At 73.9% G+C, this 15,093-nt stretch carries 10 protein-coding genes; 3 read left to right on the forward strand and 7 right to left on the reverse strand.

The window, feature by feature from the left end; genetic code table 11:
• Positions 1 to 2,980: 2,980 nt before the first annotated feature.
• The 4 genes from IEZ01_RS25080 to IEZ01_RS25095 form a co-directional block, all read right to left on the reverse strand.
• Complete coding sequence (locus IEZ01_RS25080; RefSeq protein WP_189203893.1) at positions 2,981 to 3,139, reverse strand: DUF6760 family protein; 159 nt, start codon at positions 3,137 to 3,139, stop codon at positions 2,981 to 2,983.
• Positions 3,136 to 3,681: a hypothetical protein gene (locus IEZ01_RS25085; RefSeq protein ID WP_019884203.1), complete on the reverse strand. Its 546-nt coding sequence runs from the start codon at positions 3,679 to 3,681 to the stop codon at positions 3,136 to 3,138. The genes IEZ01_RS25080 and IEZ01_RS25085 overlap by 4 nt, the downstream gene beginning before the upstream one ends.
• Positions 3,681 to 4,124 (reverse strand): phage tail protein, encoded by a 444-nt coding sequence (locus tag IEZ01_RS25090; RefSeq protein WP_019884204.1) that lies wholly within the window; start codon positions 4,122 to 4,124, stop codon positions 3,681 to 3,683. The genes IEZ01_RS25085 and IEZ01_RS25090 overlap by 1 nt, the downstream gene beginning before the upstream one ends.
• A gap of 81 nt (positions 4,125 to 4,205) precedes the next feature.
• The gene (locus IEZ01_RS25095) at positions 4,206 to 5,810 is read right to left on the reverse strand and encodes a phage tail sheath subtilisin-like domain-containing protein (RefSeq protein ID WP_019884205.1); all 1,605 of its coding nucleotides are present in this window, start codon (positions 5,808 to 5,810) and stop codon (positions 4,206 to 4,208) included.
• 247 nt (positions 5,811 to 6,057) lie between these two features.
• Here IEZ01_RS25095 and IEZ01_RS25100 point away from each other — a divergent pair, with 247 nt between their 5' ends.
• The gene (locus IEZ01_RS25100; RefSeq protein WP_373287666.1) at positions 6,058 to 7,434 is read left to right on the forward strand and encodes an eCIS core domain-containing protein; all 1,377 of its coding nucleotides are present in this window, start codon (positions 6,058 to 6,060) and stop codon (positions 7,432 to 7,434) included.
• A 145-nt stretch (positions 7,435 to 7,579) separates the two neighbouring features.
• Positions 7,580 to 8,962, forward strand: coding sequence for a ricin-type beta-trefoil lectin domain protein (locus tag IEZ01_RS25105; protein ID WP_189203897.1), 1,383 nt, complete (start codon positions 7,580 to 7,582; stop codon positions 8,960 to 8,962).
• A 295-nt stretch (positions 8,963 to 9,257) separates the two neighbouring features.
• Here the strand turns inward: IEZ01_RS25105 and IEZ01_RS25110 are convergent, their stop codons facing one another.
• The 3 genes from IEZ01_RS25110 to IEZ01_RS25120 all read right to left on the reverse strand — a co-directional run bounded on the left by IEZ01_RS25110 (position 9,258) and on the right by IEZ01_RS25120 (position 12,852).
• A complete protein-coding gene (locus IEZ01_RS25110) occupies positions 9,258 to 11,342 on the reverse strand; it encodes an ATP-binding protein (protein ID WP_189203899.1) in 2,085 nt (694 codons plus the stop codon).
• Positions 11,339 to 12,028, reverse strand: coding sequence for a Pvc16 family protein (locus tag IEZ01_RS25115; protein ID WP_189203901.1), 690 nt, complete (start codon positions 12,026 to 12,028; stop codon positions 11,339 to 11,341). Before IEZ01_RS25115 ends, IEZ01_RS25110 begins: the two co-directional genes overlap by 4 nt.
• 170 nt (positions 12,029 to 12,198) lie before the next feature.
• Positions 12,199 to 12,852: a helix-turn-helix transcriptional regulator gene (locus IEZ01_RS25120; RefSeq protein ID WP_019884211.1), complete on the reverse strand. Its 654-nt coding sequence runs from the start codon at positions 12,850 to 12,852 to the stop codon at positions 12,199 to 12,201.
• Positions 12,853 to 14,355: 1,503 nt separating this feature from the next.
• Here IEZ01_RS25120 and phzG point away from each other — a divergent pair.
• On the forward strand, positions 14,356 to 15,012 hold the full coding sequence (gene phzG, locus IEZ01_RS25125; protein WP_019884212.1) for a phenazine biosynthesis FMN-dependent oxidase PhzG: 657 nt from the start codon (positions 14,356 to 14,358) through the stop codon (positions 15,010 to 15,012).
• The last annotated feature ends 81 nt before the right edge of the window (positions 15,013 to 15,093 follow it).

The following is a 15,093-nucleotide window of genomic DNA, read 5'->3' on the forward strand; positions in this document are numbered from 1 at the left end:
GGGTGGCCCCTGAAGCTTGTACGGGCGCGGGCGCGGCCTGCGTTGCGCGCTGCACCGGATGACCGGACGGGAGCGGGGACGTCAGACGCACAGCGGGCCGAGCCTCCGGCCCGGGCCTGAGCGGGGTGGGGGGCGCGAGCCCCACGGTCGGCAGGGGGGTGCCAGTGGCGGGCGGCGCGGCCATTGCGCGCTGCATCGGAGCCGCCTCCGGGAGACCCTTGTTCTCGGCCGAGACGGGCGGCGCCGGATGACCGGACGGGAGCGGGGACGTCAGTCGTACGGCCGGCAGAGCCTCCGGCCCAGACCTCGGCGCTGCGGCGTGTACGGGCAAGGGCCCGCCGGACGCCGTCGGCGGGGACGTGGGGGTGGCGCCAGGGCGCGCCTGGGCAGGCGCGGCAGGCGCGGCACGCTGCACCGAAGCCGCCTCCGCGACGCTCCCCCGCTCGGCAACCGGGACGGTCGGCAGCGGGGGCGCGAGCCCCGGCCTCGGCGGAGACATGGGGGCGGCGGCAGCACGCTGGACCACGGGCGTCGGTACGGGCGGTGCAGGGCGGACCGGCGGGATCGGGGCGGCGTCGGGGACGGGCGCCGCGTTGGGACTGACGTCGGCGCGCTGCACCACCGGGGCGGGCCCGTCGCCGCGGCCGGGCACGTTCGACGCATGACGCCCGGGCGCGGCCGGGTGGGTGCTGCCGTCGCGGCGGGGGGCGGGGGTATGAACGGGCCCGGCTGCCACGGGAACGCTCCGGGCGGTCGGCGACGGCTCATCGCCGACGGGCCGCCGCGCCACAGGGGCGCCGAGACCAGGCCGCGGCCGCGAGGTCGGGGCGGTGAGCCGCTGTACGACGTCGGCGCCTGCGGTCGGGGACACGTGTCCCGTCGGAGACACGACAGGTACGGCGTCGAACTGCGGGGCGGGAGAGGTGGTTTCCGGCCGAGGCACCCCTGCCGAGGGGTCGGCGGACGCCACGGCGGGGCGGCGCTGGACGGAGGTTGCGTGCTGCCCCGGGCGAGGCGGCGCGGACACGAAACCCACGGCCGGGCCGGACCCGCCGGGCCTTTGCTGCACAGACGGTACTGCGGCCCCTGACCGAGACGACTCAGGCGCCGGGCTTACCGCCGCGCCCGACCCGCCGGGCCGTTGCTGCACAGACGGTACGGCCGCACCCGGCCCAAGCGACGGAGACATCGCACTCGGCGCCGAGGCCGACCCGACCGGCCTGCCCTGCACGGCAGGTGCGGCCGCCTCCGACCGGCGTGGATCGGAAACCACCGGCAATCCCGACGTGCCCGGTCGACGCTCACCGGACGGTACGGCCGCACCGGGCGGAGGCGCCGACGACGCCGACCCAGCCAGCCGGTGCTCCGCCGACGGTACGGCCGCCGCCAAGCCGGTCGCGAACGGCCGGTGCTCCCCCGACCGAGACGGCTCGGCCGCCGGGCCAGACACAGCCGGCCGACGCTGCACAGACCGAACTGCGCCCCCCGGCCGAGGCGACTCGAGAACGGCCGAGCCAGTCCCGAACGATGCAGGCCGCTCCCCCTGGCGAGGCGCCTCGGCCGCCGGGCCAGACACTGCCGGCCGACGCTGCACAGACGGTACTGCGGCCCCCGGCCGAGACGGCTCAGGCGCCGGGCCCGACGCAGCTGGTGCTGCGGCTCCGGGCCGAGGCGACTCGGGAACGGTTGGGCCAGTCACGAGCGTTGCGGGCCGCTCCCCCTGGCGAGACGGCTCGGGCGCGAGACCCACCGGCGCTCCCGAAGCAGTCGCTCGGCTCAGCGCGGAGGACGGCGACTGGGCCCCCGGGCCCACCAGCCCGGCCGGTCGGCGCTGCACGGACGGTACGCCGACGCCCGGCCGCGGCAGCTCGGGGAGGGCCGAGCCGGTCGCGATCGTTGCAGGCCGGGGGTGCCCCGGACGAGACGGCTCGGCGAACGGGCCCGACGCAGCCGGGCGGCGCTGCGCAGAGGGTGCTGCGGCCCCCGGCCCAGGCGGCTCCGCCGCCCGGCCCGACGCAGCCGGTTCGCGCCGCACGGACGGTACGCCCGGTGCCGGGCGAGACGGCTCGGGCGCCGTCGAGGCTGCTGCGGAAGCCGAGCGAACTCGGCGCAGTGGTACGGCCGTCGGGGGCGACTGCCGGGAGTGCACGGAGGCCTGGGACGCCTGCGGCAGCGCGGCGGTGAGCGCGCGGGCCGGGGCAAGGGCCCGTACCGGAGGGGGGACTGGCCGTGACTGGGAGGGTTCGGGGACCGAGCCCCCGGGGGCGCGCTGGACAGCCGGTATCGGTTCGGCCGAGGTGTGTTCGAGCGGCGTCGTGTCCGCCGGCGCGGCGGTCGGGGGCCGTCGACGTACCGCCTCAGACGCGGTACCGGCCTCGGAGCCACTGCCAGGCAGTCGACGCGCCGACGCGGGCGTCCCCTCCTCCCGGGCCGGGGCACCCGCCTTCTCCCCGGAGGGCACCCCGCCCGCCACAGTCGCCAGCGTGCGGCGCTGTACGGCGGAGGCGGCCGAGGGCGTGGCCGGGCGGGACAGCGGGGTGACCGTGACGGCCGGCGGGGTCCAGGGCCGTACGGGTATCGGGTTGTCCTCCTCCGCCGCTGCCACCGGCAGGGAGAGCGAGGGCAGTTCGATACCGGAGGCGGGCGAGGAGGCTGCGGTCAGTACACCGTGGACCAGCCCGCCCGGTGCCCCGTCGAGCACGGCGTGCGACAGCGGGGCGGCGAAGGCCGGGCTCTGCCAGGTCGTGAGCCGGGCGCCGAAGCCGGTGTCGGCGACCGGGCCCGCCGACGCGGCGGTCACGCGCTGGATCGGCGGCAGTGCGGACCACCCGGCGGACCTGGCCACACCCGGTCCGGTGCCGGTGCCGGCAGCCACATCCACACCAGCACCCGTAGCCACACCGGACGGCGTCGTCGCGTCCTCCGCCGCCGCCCGTCGCCGTCGGCCACCGTCCCTGAACCTGCTGAGGAGTCCCACGCCCTACCCCTTCGCCGAGGCGCGCATGACGAGTCCCGCGATCTGGTCGGTGTACCGGCGGCGGTCGCGGTGTTCGAGGTTCAGGATCTCCTCCAGGCTCCAGTGGAAGTGGTAGGCGATGTACGCGATCTCCTCGTGGAGACGGTCGGTCGCGTACGTCACGATTCCCCCAGGCGGCTCCCGCCGAGTTCGACCTCGAACGGCTGCTCGCAGTGGGGGCAGGTGACGCCCGCCCTGGTGTGGCCCTCGGCGTTGATCTGGCGGTAGAAGTCCTGCAGGAAGGCCAGGTCGGAGGCGAACATGTTCTCCACCACCCCGTCGTGCACCAGCGGCAGCGTGCCGAGCCGGGTGATCACCCGGCCGAGCAGGACCACCGACAGGTAGGCCGGGTTCTCCTGCACGCGCATGTCGCGCAGCGGCACCAGCTCGTCCCGGGCGGTGGCGAGCCGCATGACTCCGTGGCGGTGCACGGTGCCGGAGTCGTCGACGTAGCCGCGTGGCAGCTCGAAGGCGAACTCCGTCAGCAGCCGTTCGGCCGCCGGGGCGGGAGCCGGCGCGGCGGTCTGCCGCTCCGGCTCCGTCCCGGTCTCCGCGGGTACGGGTGGGCCGTCCGCGAGCGCCGCAGCCGGACCCGCGCCAGGACCCGCGCCGACGCCCGCGCCGGCCCCGACGCCCGCACCCGCCCGGGGAGCAGTACGCCGCATTACTCGATGACCAGTTCTTCGAACGTGATGGTCACGGTCTCGGTGAGCGCGGACGCCTCGCCGGCCTTCACCGTGCTGGTGTCGATCTTGCTGCACCAGGCGTTGCGCATGTTGTACCGCTTGACCGGATTGTTCTGATAGTCCATCACCATGATGGTGGCGTTCTTCCGCGCGGTGGACATCGCGCCGTTCACCGACTCGGTGATCCACTGGTTGAAGGCCGCCGACTGCGTCATACCGCGTACGACGGTGCACGTGCCGGCCTTCTTCACACCGGGCAGCTTCTTCGTCACGGGCTTGCCCTGCGCGGAGACCTGCTGGTACTCGATGACGTCCTGTTCGAGACTGAGGCCGCTGACCTCGGCGAGGTACTCGACCATCACGCCGTCGATCTGAAGGCCGAAATTATGTGAGGTGAGGGCGTCACCCGGCTGGAGACTCATCTGTTCTCTGTCCTTCTAGGGGCTTGTGGCTTGGCTCGTACGGCGAATCGGGGACGACGGGCGGGGGCGGGGGCGGGAGGACTACTCCTCCAGTTCGCCGTTGCCGCTGGAGAACTGGGCCAGCCGGAAGATCACGAACTCGGCGGGCTTGACCGGTGCGATGCCGATCTCGCAGATGACCCGGCCGAGGTCGACCGACTCCTGGGGGTTGGTCTCCTCGTCACACTTGACGTAGTACGCCTCTTCCGGCCGGGCGCCGAAGAGGGCGCCGTTGCGCCACTCGTTGACCAGGAAGGCCGAGACGTTGCGGCGGATCCGGGCCCACAGCGCGTGGTCGTTCGGCTCGAACACCACCCACTGGGTGCCGATCAGGATCGACTCCTCCAGGTAGTTGAAGTACCGCCGCACGTTCAGGTAGCGCCAGGCCGGGTCGGAGGAGAGGGTGCGCGCACCCCAGACGCGGATGCCGCGGCCCGGGAAGGCCCGGATGCAGTTGACCCCGATGGGGTTGAGCAGGTCCTGCTCGCCGCGGGTGATCTGGATCTCCAGGTCCACCGCGCCGCGGACGACCTCGTTCGCGGGCGCCTTGTGCACGCCCCGCTCGAAGTCGTTGCGGGCCCAGATGCCGGCGATGTGGCCGCTCGGCGGGATCGTACGGGTCTGGCCGGTGGCCGGGTCGAAGGCCTTGATCCAGGGGTAGTAGAGGGCGGCGTACTTGGAGTCGTATCCGGCGGTCTCCTGGCGCCAGACCCGGATCTGGCGGGCGTTCAGGCCGGGCGGCGGGTCGATGACGGCGACCCGGTCCCCCATCAGTTCACAGTGGGCGATCAGTCCGAGCTGGACCGCCTTCACGGCCTCCAGGTCGATCGCGCCACGCTGGTAGGCGGCCATCAGGTCGGGCACGGCGACCATCGACACCTCGTCGACCGCCTCCAGGCCGCCGAAGCCGGTGCGGTCGGCCGAGTCGCCGAGGTACTCGGCGGGGCCGGGGTGCGCGGCCGCCGTGCCGGAGGGGACGGCAGGGCTGGCGGGGGCAGCCGGGGCGGGGGCGGGGGCCACCAGCGCCACGGTCTGGTTGTCGGGCCGGGCCAGCTGCGCGGCCGGCGCCGCCTCCTGGACGGCGATGAGCCGGGAGCGCTCCTTGACCTGCGTGACCACGTAGTTGCGCCCGCTCTTCTTCGCGGTCACGTCGAACGTCTCGGCGACGGTGTCGCCGTCCTTCACGATCAGCTTGAACCGTTCGGCCGGTCCGTCGCCCTCCGGGTCGGCGACCTCGACGCTCAGCGAGCCGGGGGCGACGGCGCTGACGGTGAAGGTGCCGAGCTGCCGGGGCTCCCCCGGCGGCAGGGCGGCCGGGGCCGCGGAGCCGGACACCGGGGCGGCGTTCGCGGCGGCCGGGGCGGTGTCGGACGCTCCCTCGGGGGCGCCGCCGACACGTACGACGTAGGCGGCCGTGCCGCCGTTGTTGAAGAAGCCGTAGACGCTGTGCGCAAGGTAGTACCCGTCGGTGAAGTCACCGAAGGCCGCGACGTACTGCGTCCAGTTGGTCACCAGCGTCGGTTCGTTCAGCGGACCGGTGGGCGCTAGCCCCACGAAGGCCGCCACCGAGGTTCCCACCCCTTCGATGGGACGCGAGCCACTGGCCACCTCCTCGACGTATACGCCGGGCGACAGGTAGGACGGCATGCTCTGCTCTCCTCGGGGTACGCGACAGGACGGCTTCCACCCTCACGCGCGCGGCGTGTCACCCGAAACGTCCTGCGGTACCTGCTCGGGGGCACCGCCGTTGCCCGCAGGGGCAGTTCACCGCGCCCCGGGAGCGCCCGCTGGGCCGCACCCACCCCCGAGGCTGCCCTTGGGACTGCCCTCAAGGCTCTCCCGGGGGCCGCCGCGAACGGGTAACGCTGGGATGCCAACCAGCGAGGAGAGCATCGTGCGCGCACACGAACAGCGGGCCGACCGGGCCGGTGACCGGGACAGAGCCCGCCCGAAGGCGCCGTTGACCACACCCGCGCTCCAGCTCCTGGCGCTCCAGCGCGCGGCGGGCAACGCCGCCGTGGCCCAGGCCGTTGCCGAGGAGCGCCACGAGCACGGCGCGAACTGCGGACACGGGCCCGCGGCCCAGGACTCGACGGTCCAGCGCTCCGCGGTGCACGAGGTGCTGCGTTCCCCGGGCCGGCCGCTGGACGCGCCGCTGAGGAGCGAGATGGAGGCCCGGTTCGGCGGCGACGACTTCAGCGGCGTACGTGTCCACACCGACGCGGTCGCCCAGCGGTCCGCGACGGAGATCGGCGCCAAGGCGTACACCTCCGGCTCGCACGTGGTCTGGGACGGTCAGGACAAGCACACCCTCGCCCACGAGCTGGACCATTACCGCCAGCAGAGCCAAGGCGCCGTCCCCGGCACCGACAACGGTTCGGGGCTGAAGATCTCGGACCCGTCCGACTGGGCGGAGCGGCAGGCGGAGGACACGGCCCGGCGGGTGATGAGCGGTGCTCCGCCGGTGCAGCGCGCCCGTACCACCGCCGGGGGCGGCGGCAGGGCGGCGGAGGCCGGCGGGGCCGCTCCCGTGCAGCGCGTCCTGGACTCGGAGGTGATCGACAGCGCCCGGGCGACGCTCGGCATCACCGGCACCGTGAAGATCGTGGAGGTTCCGGAGGGCATTCCGGCGGACACCCGGTTCGCCGACTACCCGGCGGGGCACTGCGTCGGACTCAGCGCCCAGGACGCTCAGTTGAGCATCCACGCCATGAACGGCGGTGATCCGGCGCAGCCCGCCGCAGACGCGGTCAGGAACGCCGGCGGCGGCGGATACTTCGCCCAGCACGGCATCATCGTGACGAACAGCAATCCGTCCCCCGGCTTCACCGTGTCGCAGACCATCCAGCACGAGATGGGCCATCTCCAGCAGCACGAGGCCGGGTTCAACGTCGACATGTCCGGCGGCCGGCGGGCGCTGGTCGAGTACCACAACGTGCTGGTGAACGAGAACCGCCTCACGGGCGAGATGCGCAGCTTCTACACCTCCGACGACAACACCACGCCCTCCTCGATCAGGGCGGCGGCCACGGCGCAGGGGATCAATCTGGGCAATCCCTGGAAGGCGCTCAACGACTATCTCGCGCAGCAGGGCGTCGACCCCGACGGTTCGCAGCAGCGGTTGCTGAACGCGATCATCGAGGAGCTCAAGGACGACAAGTACGACGCGATCGAGGGCAAGGGCATGGCGAAGGCGCCGATGCGCGACAAGATCAAGGCGCGGGTCGGCAGGATGTACTTCAACAAGCTGCTCGCCGCGCCGCCCGCATAGCCGTTCCCGCGGAGTCGGACGGGGCCGCGGCGGCGAAGGCGGGGCCGCGGCCGCGCGTACGGGGCAGGGCGCGCTGCCCCTGCGGGCAGCGACCGTACCCCTGCGGCTCCTGCCCCGGCCCCGGCCCCGCGGCTAGCGTCCGAACGTGAGCCTTTGGACTTCTCTGGAACCCGCGTCGGCCACGGTGGATCCCGGCGGTACGACGACCGTACGACTGCGGTTACGCAACACCGGGGACGTCGTCGACGAGTACCGCTTCGAGGCGGTCGGCGACGTCGCCCCCTGGACGACGGTGGAGCCGCAGACCCTCCGCCTCTATCCCGGCACCACGGGCACGGTGGAACTGACGATCGCGCCGCCCCGCACCCCCGACGCCGCGGCCGGACCACACCCGTACGCCGTACGCATCACACCCACCGAGCACCCCGAGGCCACGACCGTCCCCGAGGGCCACCTGACCGTCACCCCCTTCACCGAGGTACGCGCCGAACTCGTCCCGCCCACCGTCAAGGGACGGCTGCGCGGACGGCCCAAGCTGGCCATCGACAACCTCGGCAACACCAAACTCACGGCATCGGTCAGCGGCAGCGACAACGGCGACCACCTCTCCTACGAGATTCACCCCTCCAGCGTCCAGATCGAGCCCGGCCGCGCCGCCTTCGTCAACACCACCCTCAAACCCCGCGACATCATCTGGTTCGGCTCCAAAGAACAGCGCCCCTACACCCTGGCCGTGCAGCGCTCCGGAGTCACACCCCTCGACGTCGAAGGCACCTACATCCAGCGCGGATTCCTCCCCGGCTGGCTCGCCACCTTCCTCGGCGTCAGCGTCGCGCTCGCCATCACCTTCGTCATGCTCTGGATCGCCTACAAGCCACAAGTCCGCAGCGCCGCGCTGGAAAAGCCGGTCGAGGCAGGCGCCTCCGCCCTCCCCACTCCCACCCCCTCGGCCCCGCCCGCCAACTCCCCGGCACCCAAGGACCCCGCCCCGCCCGAGCCCCCGAAGGAAGATCCCCCGCCGCAGCCCAGCCAGGACACGGGCGGTGGCGAACCGGACTCGGACGGTGCGGCATCCGGTGGCGGGACCGGTGGCGGTTCGGGCGGCGCGCCCCCGCCGCCCGACAAGCCGGCCGCCGTCGGTTCCATGATCATCGGAAAGGGCTCGAAGCGCTGTATCGACGTGCCGAACGCGCAGGACGGCATCGGCCGCGACGGCACCCAGCTCCACCTCTGGGACTGCAGGGGCAGCGCCAACCAGAAGTGGGAGTTCCGGGGCGACGGCACGGTCCGCTCGCTCGGCCTGTGCATGGACGTCGCGAACGGCTCCCGCGACAACGGCGCCGCCATCCAGCTGGCCCGGTGCAGCGGCAACCCGGCCCAGCAGTTCGTCCTCAGCGGCGAGGGCGACCTCGTGAACCCGCAGGCGGACAAGTGCGTGGACGCCGACAACCACGGCACCGCCAACTGGACGAAGCTCCTGCTGTGGACGTGTGCGGGGACCCCGAACCAGAAGTGGCGCGTGAAGTGACCACCACGGTCATCGCCTCTTCCAGGGCCGGAGCTTCTCGGGGTTGAGCACGGCCCAGATCCGTCGGATCCTGCCGTCCGTGATGTCGAACGCGTACACCGACAGCACGGCGCCGTCCAGGTGTGCTGCCAGACCGGGCTGACCGTTGACCGTGCACTCCTCGACCGCCAGCCGACCCGGAAGGGTCCGGTCGGCGAAGAAGCGGGCGATCTGCTCGGCGCCCTCGATCGGGTGGAGCGACGCCGAACGAGAGGGCGCGGCTCGAAATTCGGCGCTGAGGTCGGGGAGGAGTTCGCTACCAGCCGCCCTCGCCCGGTACCAGCCGCCCCGCCTTGCGGTACTCGCGGCGGGCGCCCTCCAGCAGGTCGGCCGTGGTGACCGGTTCGCCACGGCCGGCGGCGGCGTACGCCGCGGTGACAACGGCGCTGCGGATCGATCCCCCGGCCAGCTCGAAGTCACGGGCGCACACCCCCGCGTCGGTGCCGTCCGCGCAGGGCACGCGCCCGAGGGCGTGCCGCCACAGGGCCAGCCGCTGCTCCGCGTCGGGGAACGGGAAGTCGATCACCAGATCCAGGCGCCGGGTGAACGCCTCGTCGATGTTGGCCCGCAAGTTGGTGGTGAGCACGGCGATACCGTCGAAGGACTCCAGCCGCTGGAGGAGGTAGGCGCTCTCCATGTTGGCGTAGCGGTCGTGCGCGTCCTTGACCTCAGAGCGTTTGCCGAAGACGGAGTCGGCCTCGTCGAAGAGGAGTACGGCGTCGGTCCGGTCGGCCTCCGTGAAGATCCGTTCCAGGTTCTTCTCGGTCTCGCCCACGTATTTGTCGACGACGGACGACAGCTGCACCACGTAGAGATCGAGGCCCAGTTCGGCGGCGACGACTTCGGCGGAGAGTGTCTTGCCGGTGCCGGACTCGCCGGCGAAGAGTCCCAGCACACCGCGCCCCCGGCCGCCGCCGGCGCTGAGCCGCCAGTCTCCGAGGACCCGGTCGCGGTGGCGGGCGCGCAGGGCGAGTTCCCCGAGTTGGGCGCGTGGCCGCTCGGGCAGGACGAGGTCCTCCCAGCCGACGTCCGGCCGGATCCGGCGGGCGTGCCGCTCCAGCCCGGACGCGGACTGCCGGCGGGCGGCCAGCCGGACATGGGTCCCGGTCAGCGGTGTGCCGTCGAACGCGGCGAGGTCCAGGGCGGCGCGCGCGGCCCGGGTGACACGGTCCGCGCCGAGGCGGTACGGGGCGACGGTGGCCGCCAGGTCGAAGGCGGCACCGGTCGCCGCGTCGCCGAGGGCCGCCGCCCACACGTCGGCGGCGCCCGCCGGCAGCCGCGGCGCGTCGAGGACCAGCGGGTCGCGGTCGCACCACTGGGGGTCGTACGGGCCGGTGCCGGTGAACAGCACCGGTACGTCGTCCACGGCCAGGGCTCTGATCAGCGGCCCGGCAGCGGCCGGCAGCGGCGACACGACGAGCGCCAGGCCCCGCAGCCGGGCCTCACGCAGCAGCGCGGCGAACGGCTCGGGGCCGGGGACGGAGCCAGGGCCGGTGTCGGGGCCGGGGGCGGCGACGGCGGGCGTGTAGTGCAGGGCGTCCAGACCGGCCGCGGCCAGCGCCGCCGCGGCCCAGGTGAGCCCGTCGCCCTCCCGGTGCTCGCGCAGATGGACGGTGAGCGGACCCGCGGCCAGCCGGTCGGCGAGCCTGCGGGTGAACTCCTCGTCGTACGGTCCGTGGGGCGCCGCGAGCGGGCGTACGCGGCCGGAGAGCGCGGCGTCCGGTGTGTCGTCGCCGAGGAGATGGGCGACGATCCGGTCGGGCACGCGCAAGGAGCGGCTGAGGAAGGGCCGTTCGGGCTCCTCGACCTCGACCAGTCCGAGCGCGGACAGCGACGCCGTCGGCTGGAGGAGGGCCCGGGACTCGGGCCGGTGCGCGGGGATGCCGCAGAGGTCGAGGGCGAGCCCTGTCGTCGCCCGGCGCCTGCTGACGTCGTCGTTGAGGTAGGCGTACAGCGGCTCGAAGTCCCGGTCGAGGTCGGGCGCGAGGGCGATGAGCAGCAGCTCGGTCTCCAGCTCCCCGAGCCCGAGCCGCACGGCGAGCCGCGCCGCCCGGTCCGGCGCCGAGGCGTCATGGGAGGGGCTCCAGGCTCCCTCATCCAGACCGTGGTGCCGGGGCGAGGAGCCGAGTACGTGACGTACCGCCTCCTCGGACAGGTACAGGCCGCGCAGGGGGTCCGCGGCCGTGGGATCGTCGGCGCCCCGCAGCTCGACCAGCCGGGCGACCCGCTCGCGGAGCCGTGCCAGCCGGGCCAGGAGCGCGGTGGCCGGGTCAGGCTCGCTGCGGGGAACGGGTCGGTCCGGCGTGGAGCCGGCGGGGTGGGTGGAGGCGTACGTCGTCATCGCCGCCGCGCCTCCCCGCTCACGCGGCCGGTGTCCGGGAGGCCAGCGCCTGGGGTGTCGCCGCCGGAGGTGGGCAGCCGGTGCCGGCGCTCCGGCGATCCTTCCAGGGTGCCGTCGATTCCGCGTACCCGCACCGCCGCGCCCTCCGTGACCGGCGGCCCGGCTTCGTACTCGGGGAACGCCGGGAAGGGTGCGGTCACCACCACGTCCAGCGAGGGCTTGAGTTCGCCGCCGAGCGCGGACCAGATCTCGGCCAAGGACCGGGACTCGCTCTGGATCCCGGCGACCGTGAGGGGTACGGACAGCCCCAACGCGCCCAGCGAGCCGGGGAGTTCTTCGGCGGGCAGGATCTCGCGGGGCAGCAGGGTCGCCAGCACCGCCGACAGCAGGCGGTGTTCGTCCTGGGGTTGCTTCGTCCAGGCGGTGACGAGGTACGACAGCCGGAACCAGCGGGGTGGCTGGCGCCGTTTGAGGACCGCGCCGCGTTCGTCCGTGACCGGCACCGTTCCGCGCTGGCGGCGGGTGACGTCCTCGCGGATGTCGTACAAGTAGGCGTTGATCGTGGGGGCGTTGCGCCGGGCGGCCCAGTCGCGGGTGGGGGCCTCCAGGGCGACGTCGATGCCGGAGCCGGCGAGTGCGCCGCCGGTGAGCATCCTCTTGAGGACGTCGTCCACCTCATGGATCACTGAACGCGCTCCCACCTTGCCGTGTACGTGCTGCCGCGTACGTGCTGCCTCGCCTGCTGACGATTCTTCACCGCGCCGCACCCGCCGCCGCAGGCGCTCCGGGGAAGGCGAAGGGGCGGACCCTTGGGCCGTACGGACCTCCGCGGCTGCCCCCGGGGCTGCCCGCGCGGTCAGATGTAGCCCTCGCGCAGGGCGTAGGCCACGGCGTGGGCGCGGTTGCGCAGATGCAGGCGGGTGGTCAGCCCGTGCATGACGTTCTTGACGGTGCGCTCGGAGTAGGAGAGCTTGCCCGCGATCTCGCCGGTGTCCAGCCCTTCGGCGACCAGCCGCAGGACGTCGACCTCGCGGGCCACGAGGCCCGAGGTGGGGGTGCCGGGGTGGCCCGCGGCGGAGCGCTGGAGCGTACCCACCTGGGTCATGAGACGGCCGAGGAGGTCGGCCGGCAGGTCGCCGTCGCCGCGGGAGGCGGCGAGCACGGCCTGCAGCAGGCGGTGCGCGGTCGCTTCGTGGCGCCAGACGACGGCGCCGACCCCGCACTCGATGACGTCGAGGAGTTCGGCCTCCCGGACCGCGCTCACGACGAGGACGGCGCGGGCGCCTTCGCTGCGGACCAGTCTGCGCAGCTGCGCCAGCATGGGCTCGTCCGGCGTCTCCCCGATCAGCACCGCCACGGTCCCGGGCCTGACCTCGGTGCCCTCGCGGAGCTCGACGGCCGGGTGCTGGCGCAGCTGACTGACCGCGCCCGCCCGGGAGATGGGATCCGCGGTGTGGACGACGACGGGGATCCGCTGTCCCGGATCCGCGCTGCCGGACCCGGCCTCCATGGTCCGTAATGAACTAAGCACTCGAATTCCCCCCATGTCGGCGTGCCGCCGCCGTGGCGGGGCCTGCCAATCGCAGGCACAAATCGGATACATGTGCCCATCAATGGTTCGCACAATCGTAGAGTCGGGCCGGGCGCCGCGGGCTGCCGAACACGCCGCGTCCGCGGTGGGGCGGCAGCGAAGTGTCCGAAAGGGAGCGGGCGTCCGGCCCGGCCGGAGGTCGGGCACGCGCGGCCGCAGCGGTGGCGGCCGGGGCCGGTCCGCCGAGTGTTTCTGCTGGTCAGACGCGGTTTGAGCGCCCTGGTCGCAGCAGGTCACCGGGGCCGTGGAAGCCCTCCGCACGCCGTACGGGACGCCGCCCGTTCTGAGAGCGCTCCCAGCACGGGTCGACCGAATGTCGATCCCGGCCACGCCGGAGCGGGGCCCTCCCGGGCCCAGCCGATCGACCGGGTACCTCGGTGGTCGGCCCGCGCGGCGCATCCGACCGGGACGCCCTGGTCGCGCAGGTACGGCGCTGGTCCGGGCGGCCCCGGGCCGGTCTGCGCGCTCTGGTCCCCCGACCCGGGGGCCGGACTGGTCGGGGAACTGGCCGCGTCGCGCCGCCCGGTACCTGCCGGCCGTCGGCCCTCCGGGGCGGCTGCCCCGAGGCCGGTCCCGGCGCCCTCAGCTCGGACGCCCTGTACGACTCCGCGTACGGGCGGGGTTGGATCGTCGCGGGTCGGGCGCGGGTGGGGCAGCCGCCCGCCCCCGGCTCCACACCGCCCACTACCGCACGTACCTCGCCGACCGGGGCGACGCGGCGGAGAGGCCGGCGGCGCGGCTGGGTGAGGAGGCGGCCGGGCGGCCGCCGTGCGCGGTGCTCACCGGGTACGAGCTGGAGACCGTAGTGCCCGCGCGCGGCCCGCGCCGCACGGCACGTGCGAGCGGTGCTCACGGAGTTCAGGCCCGCCTGCCGTGGGCGGGCACCGCGCCAGGCGTGGGCCGCCGCGGCCCCGTACGTCGCGCCGCCCCTGGGCTCCAAGAACGCTCTCAACGCCACGATCCGGCCTGCCGCCTGGCCGTACCGGGGCCGCACACCCTCACCGACTGCGCCGAGGTCCCCGAGAAGCGCGGCCCGGGCAGCGCCGGCCGGCGCTCTGCGTACGGTGCGGTCGACGGCGTCCGGGCCCTGTCGGAGCTCACCCCGGACCACTGCCCGCTCGCGGCCTTCGAGGACCTGGCCGCCAACTGCCTTGCCCGCTCCGGCGCCGCTGGCGCAGCCCGGATGTTCTCGTTCGCGTACGGCGTGGTCGAGGACGCGGCCATCGGCTCGGCCGCCGGACCGCTCGCGGTCCACGACTCCGCGCACCGGGCAGGTCCCCTTCGGCCGGTTCGTCGAGATGGTGCAGGGGGCCGAAATCGTCCGCCCCTCTCGGATGGTTGTCAGGGTCAGGGCCACGCATGGCCACGTACTGTCGGTCGAAGTCGGTGGCGAGGGCGTCACCGTGGCACACGGGAGGATCCATGTCTGAGCACAACGCCGCAGCCGGGTCGGAGAGCCTCACCGGAACCGTCGAGGCCGACTTCCCCGAGTACGCCGCCCCGCCGTCGGAACCGATCGGGCTGCTGCGGCGCTGGCTGGAGCACGCGGTGACGGTCGGGGTGCGCGAGCCGCGCGCGCTCGCCCTCGCCACGGCCGACGCGCAGGGGCGCCCCTCCTCCCGGACCGTCGTCCTGAACCGGCTCACCGAGACGGGCCTGGTCTTCGCCACCCATGACGGCAGCCGCAAGGAGCGCGAACTGCGCGACAACGCCTGGGCGTCGGGGCTGCTCTACTGGCGGGAGACCAGCAGGCAGGTCGCTGTCCGCGGGCCGGTACGCAGACTTTCCGCCGCCGATGCGGACGCGCTGTGGGCGTCCCGGCCGCCGTTCACCCATGCGATGACGGCCGCGTCCCGCCAGAGCAGGCCGCTGGACGGCCTGGACGACGTGGCGGAGCTGCGCGCCCGCGCCGACCAGCTTGCCGCCGCCGGACCGCTGCCCCGCCCCGAGCGGTACATAGGCCTCGAACTCGTCCCGGAGGAAATCGAGTTCTGGGCGAACGGCTCCGGCCGGCTGCACGAGCGGCTGCGCTACGACCGTACCGCCGAGGGCTGGCGGACCGTACGCCTCGCGCCATGACGGCCAGGAACCACCATGCCGCCGGGCCCTGACCAGTGTGACCACAAGGGCTGGGTCGCGGTGCCCGCGCCGTGAGTCCCC

This window comes from Streptomyces purpureus (assembly GCF_014648195.1).
GTDB lineage: Bacteria > Actinomycetota > Actinomycetes > Streptomycetales > Streptomycetaceae > Streptomyces > Streptomyces purpureus.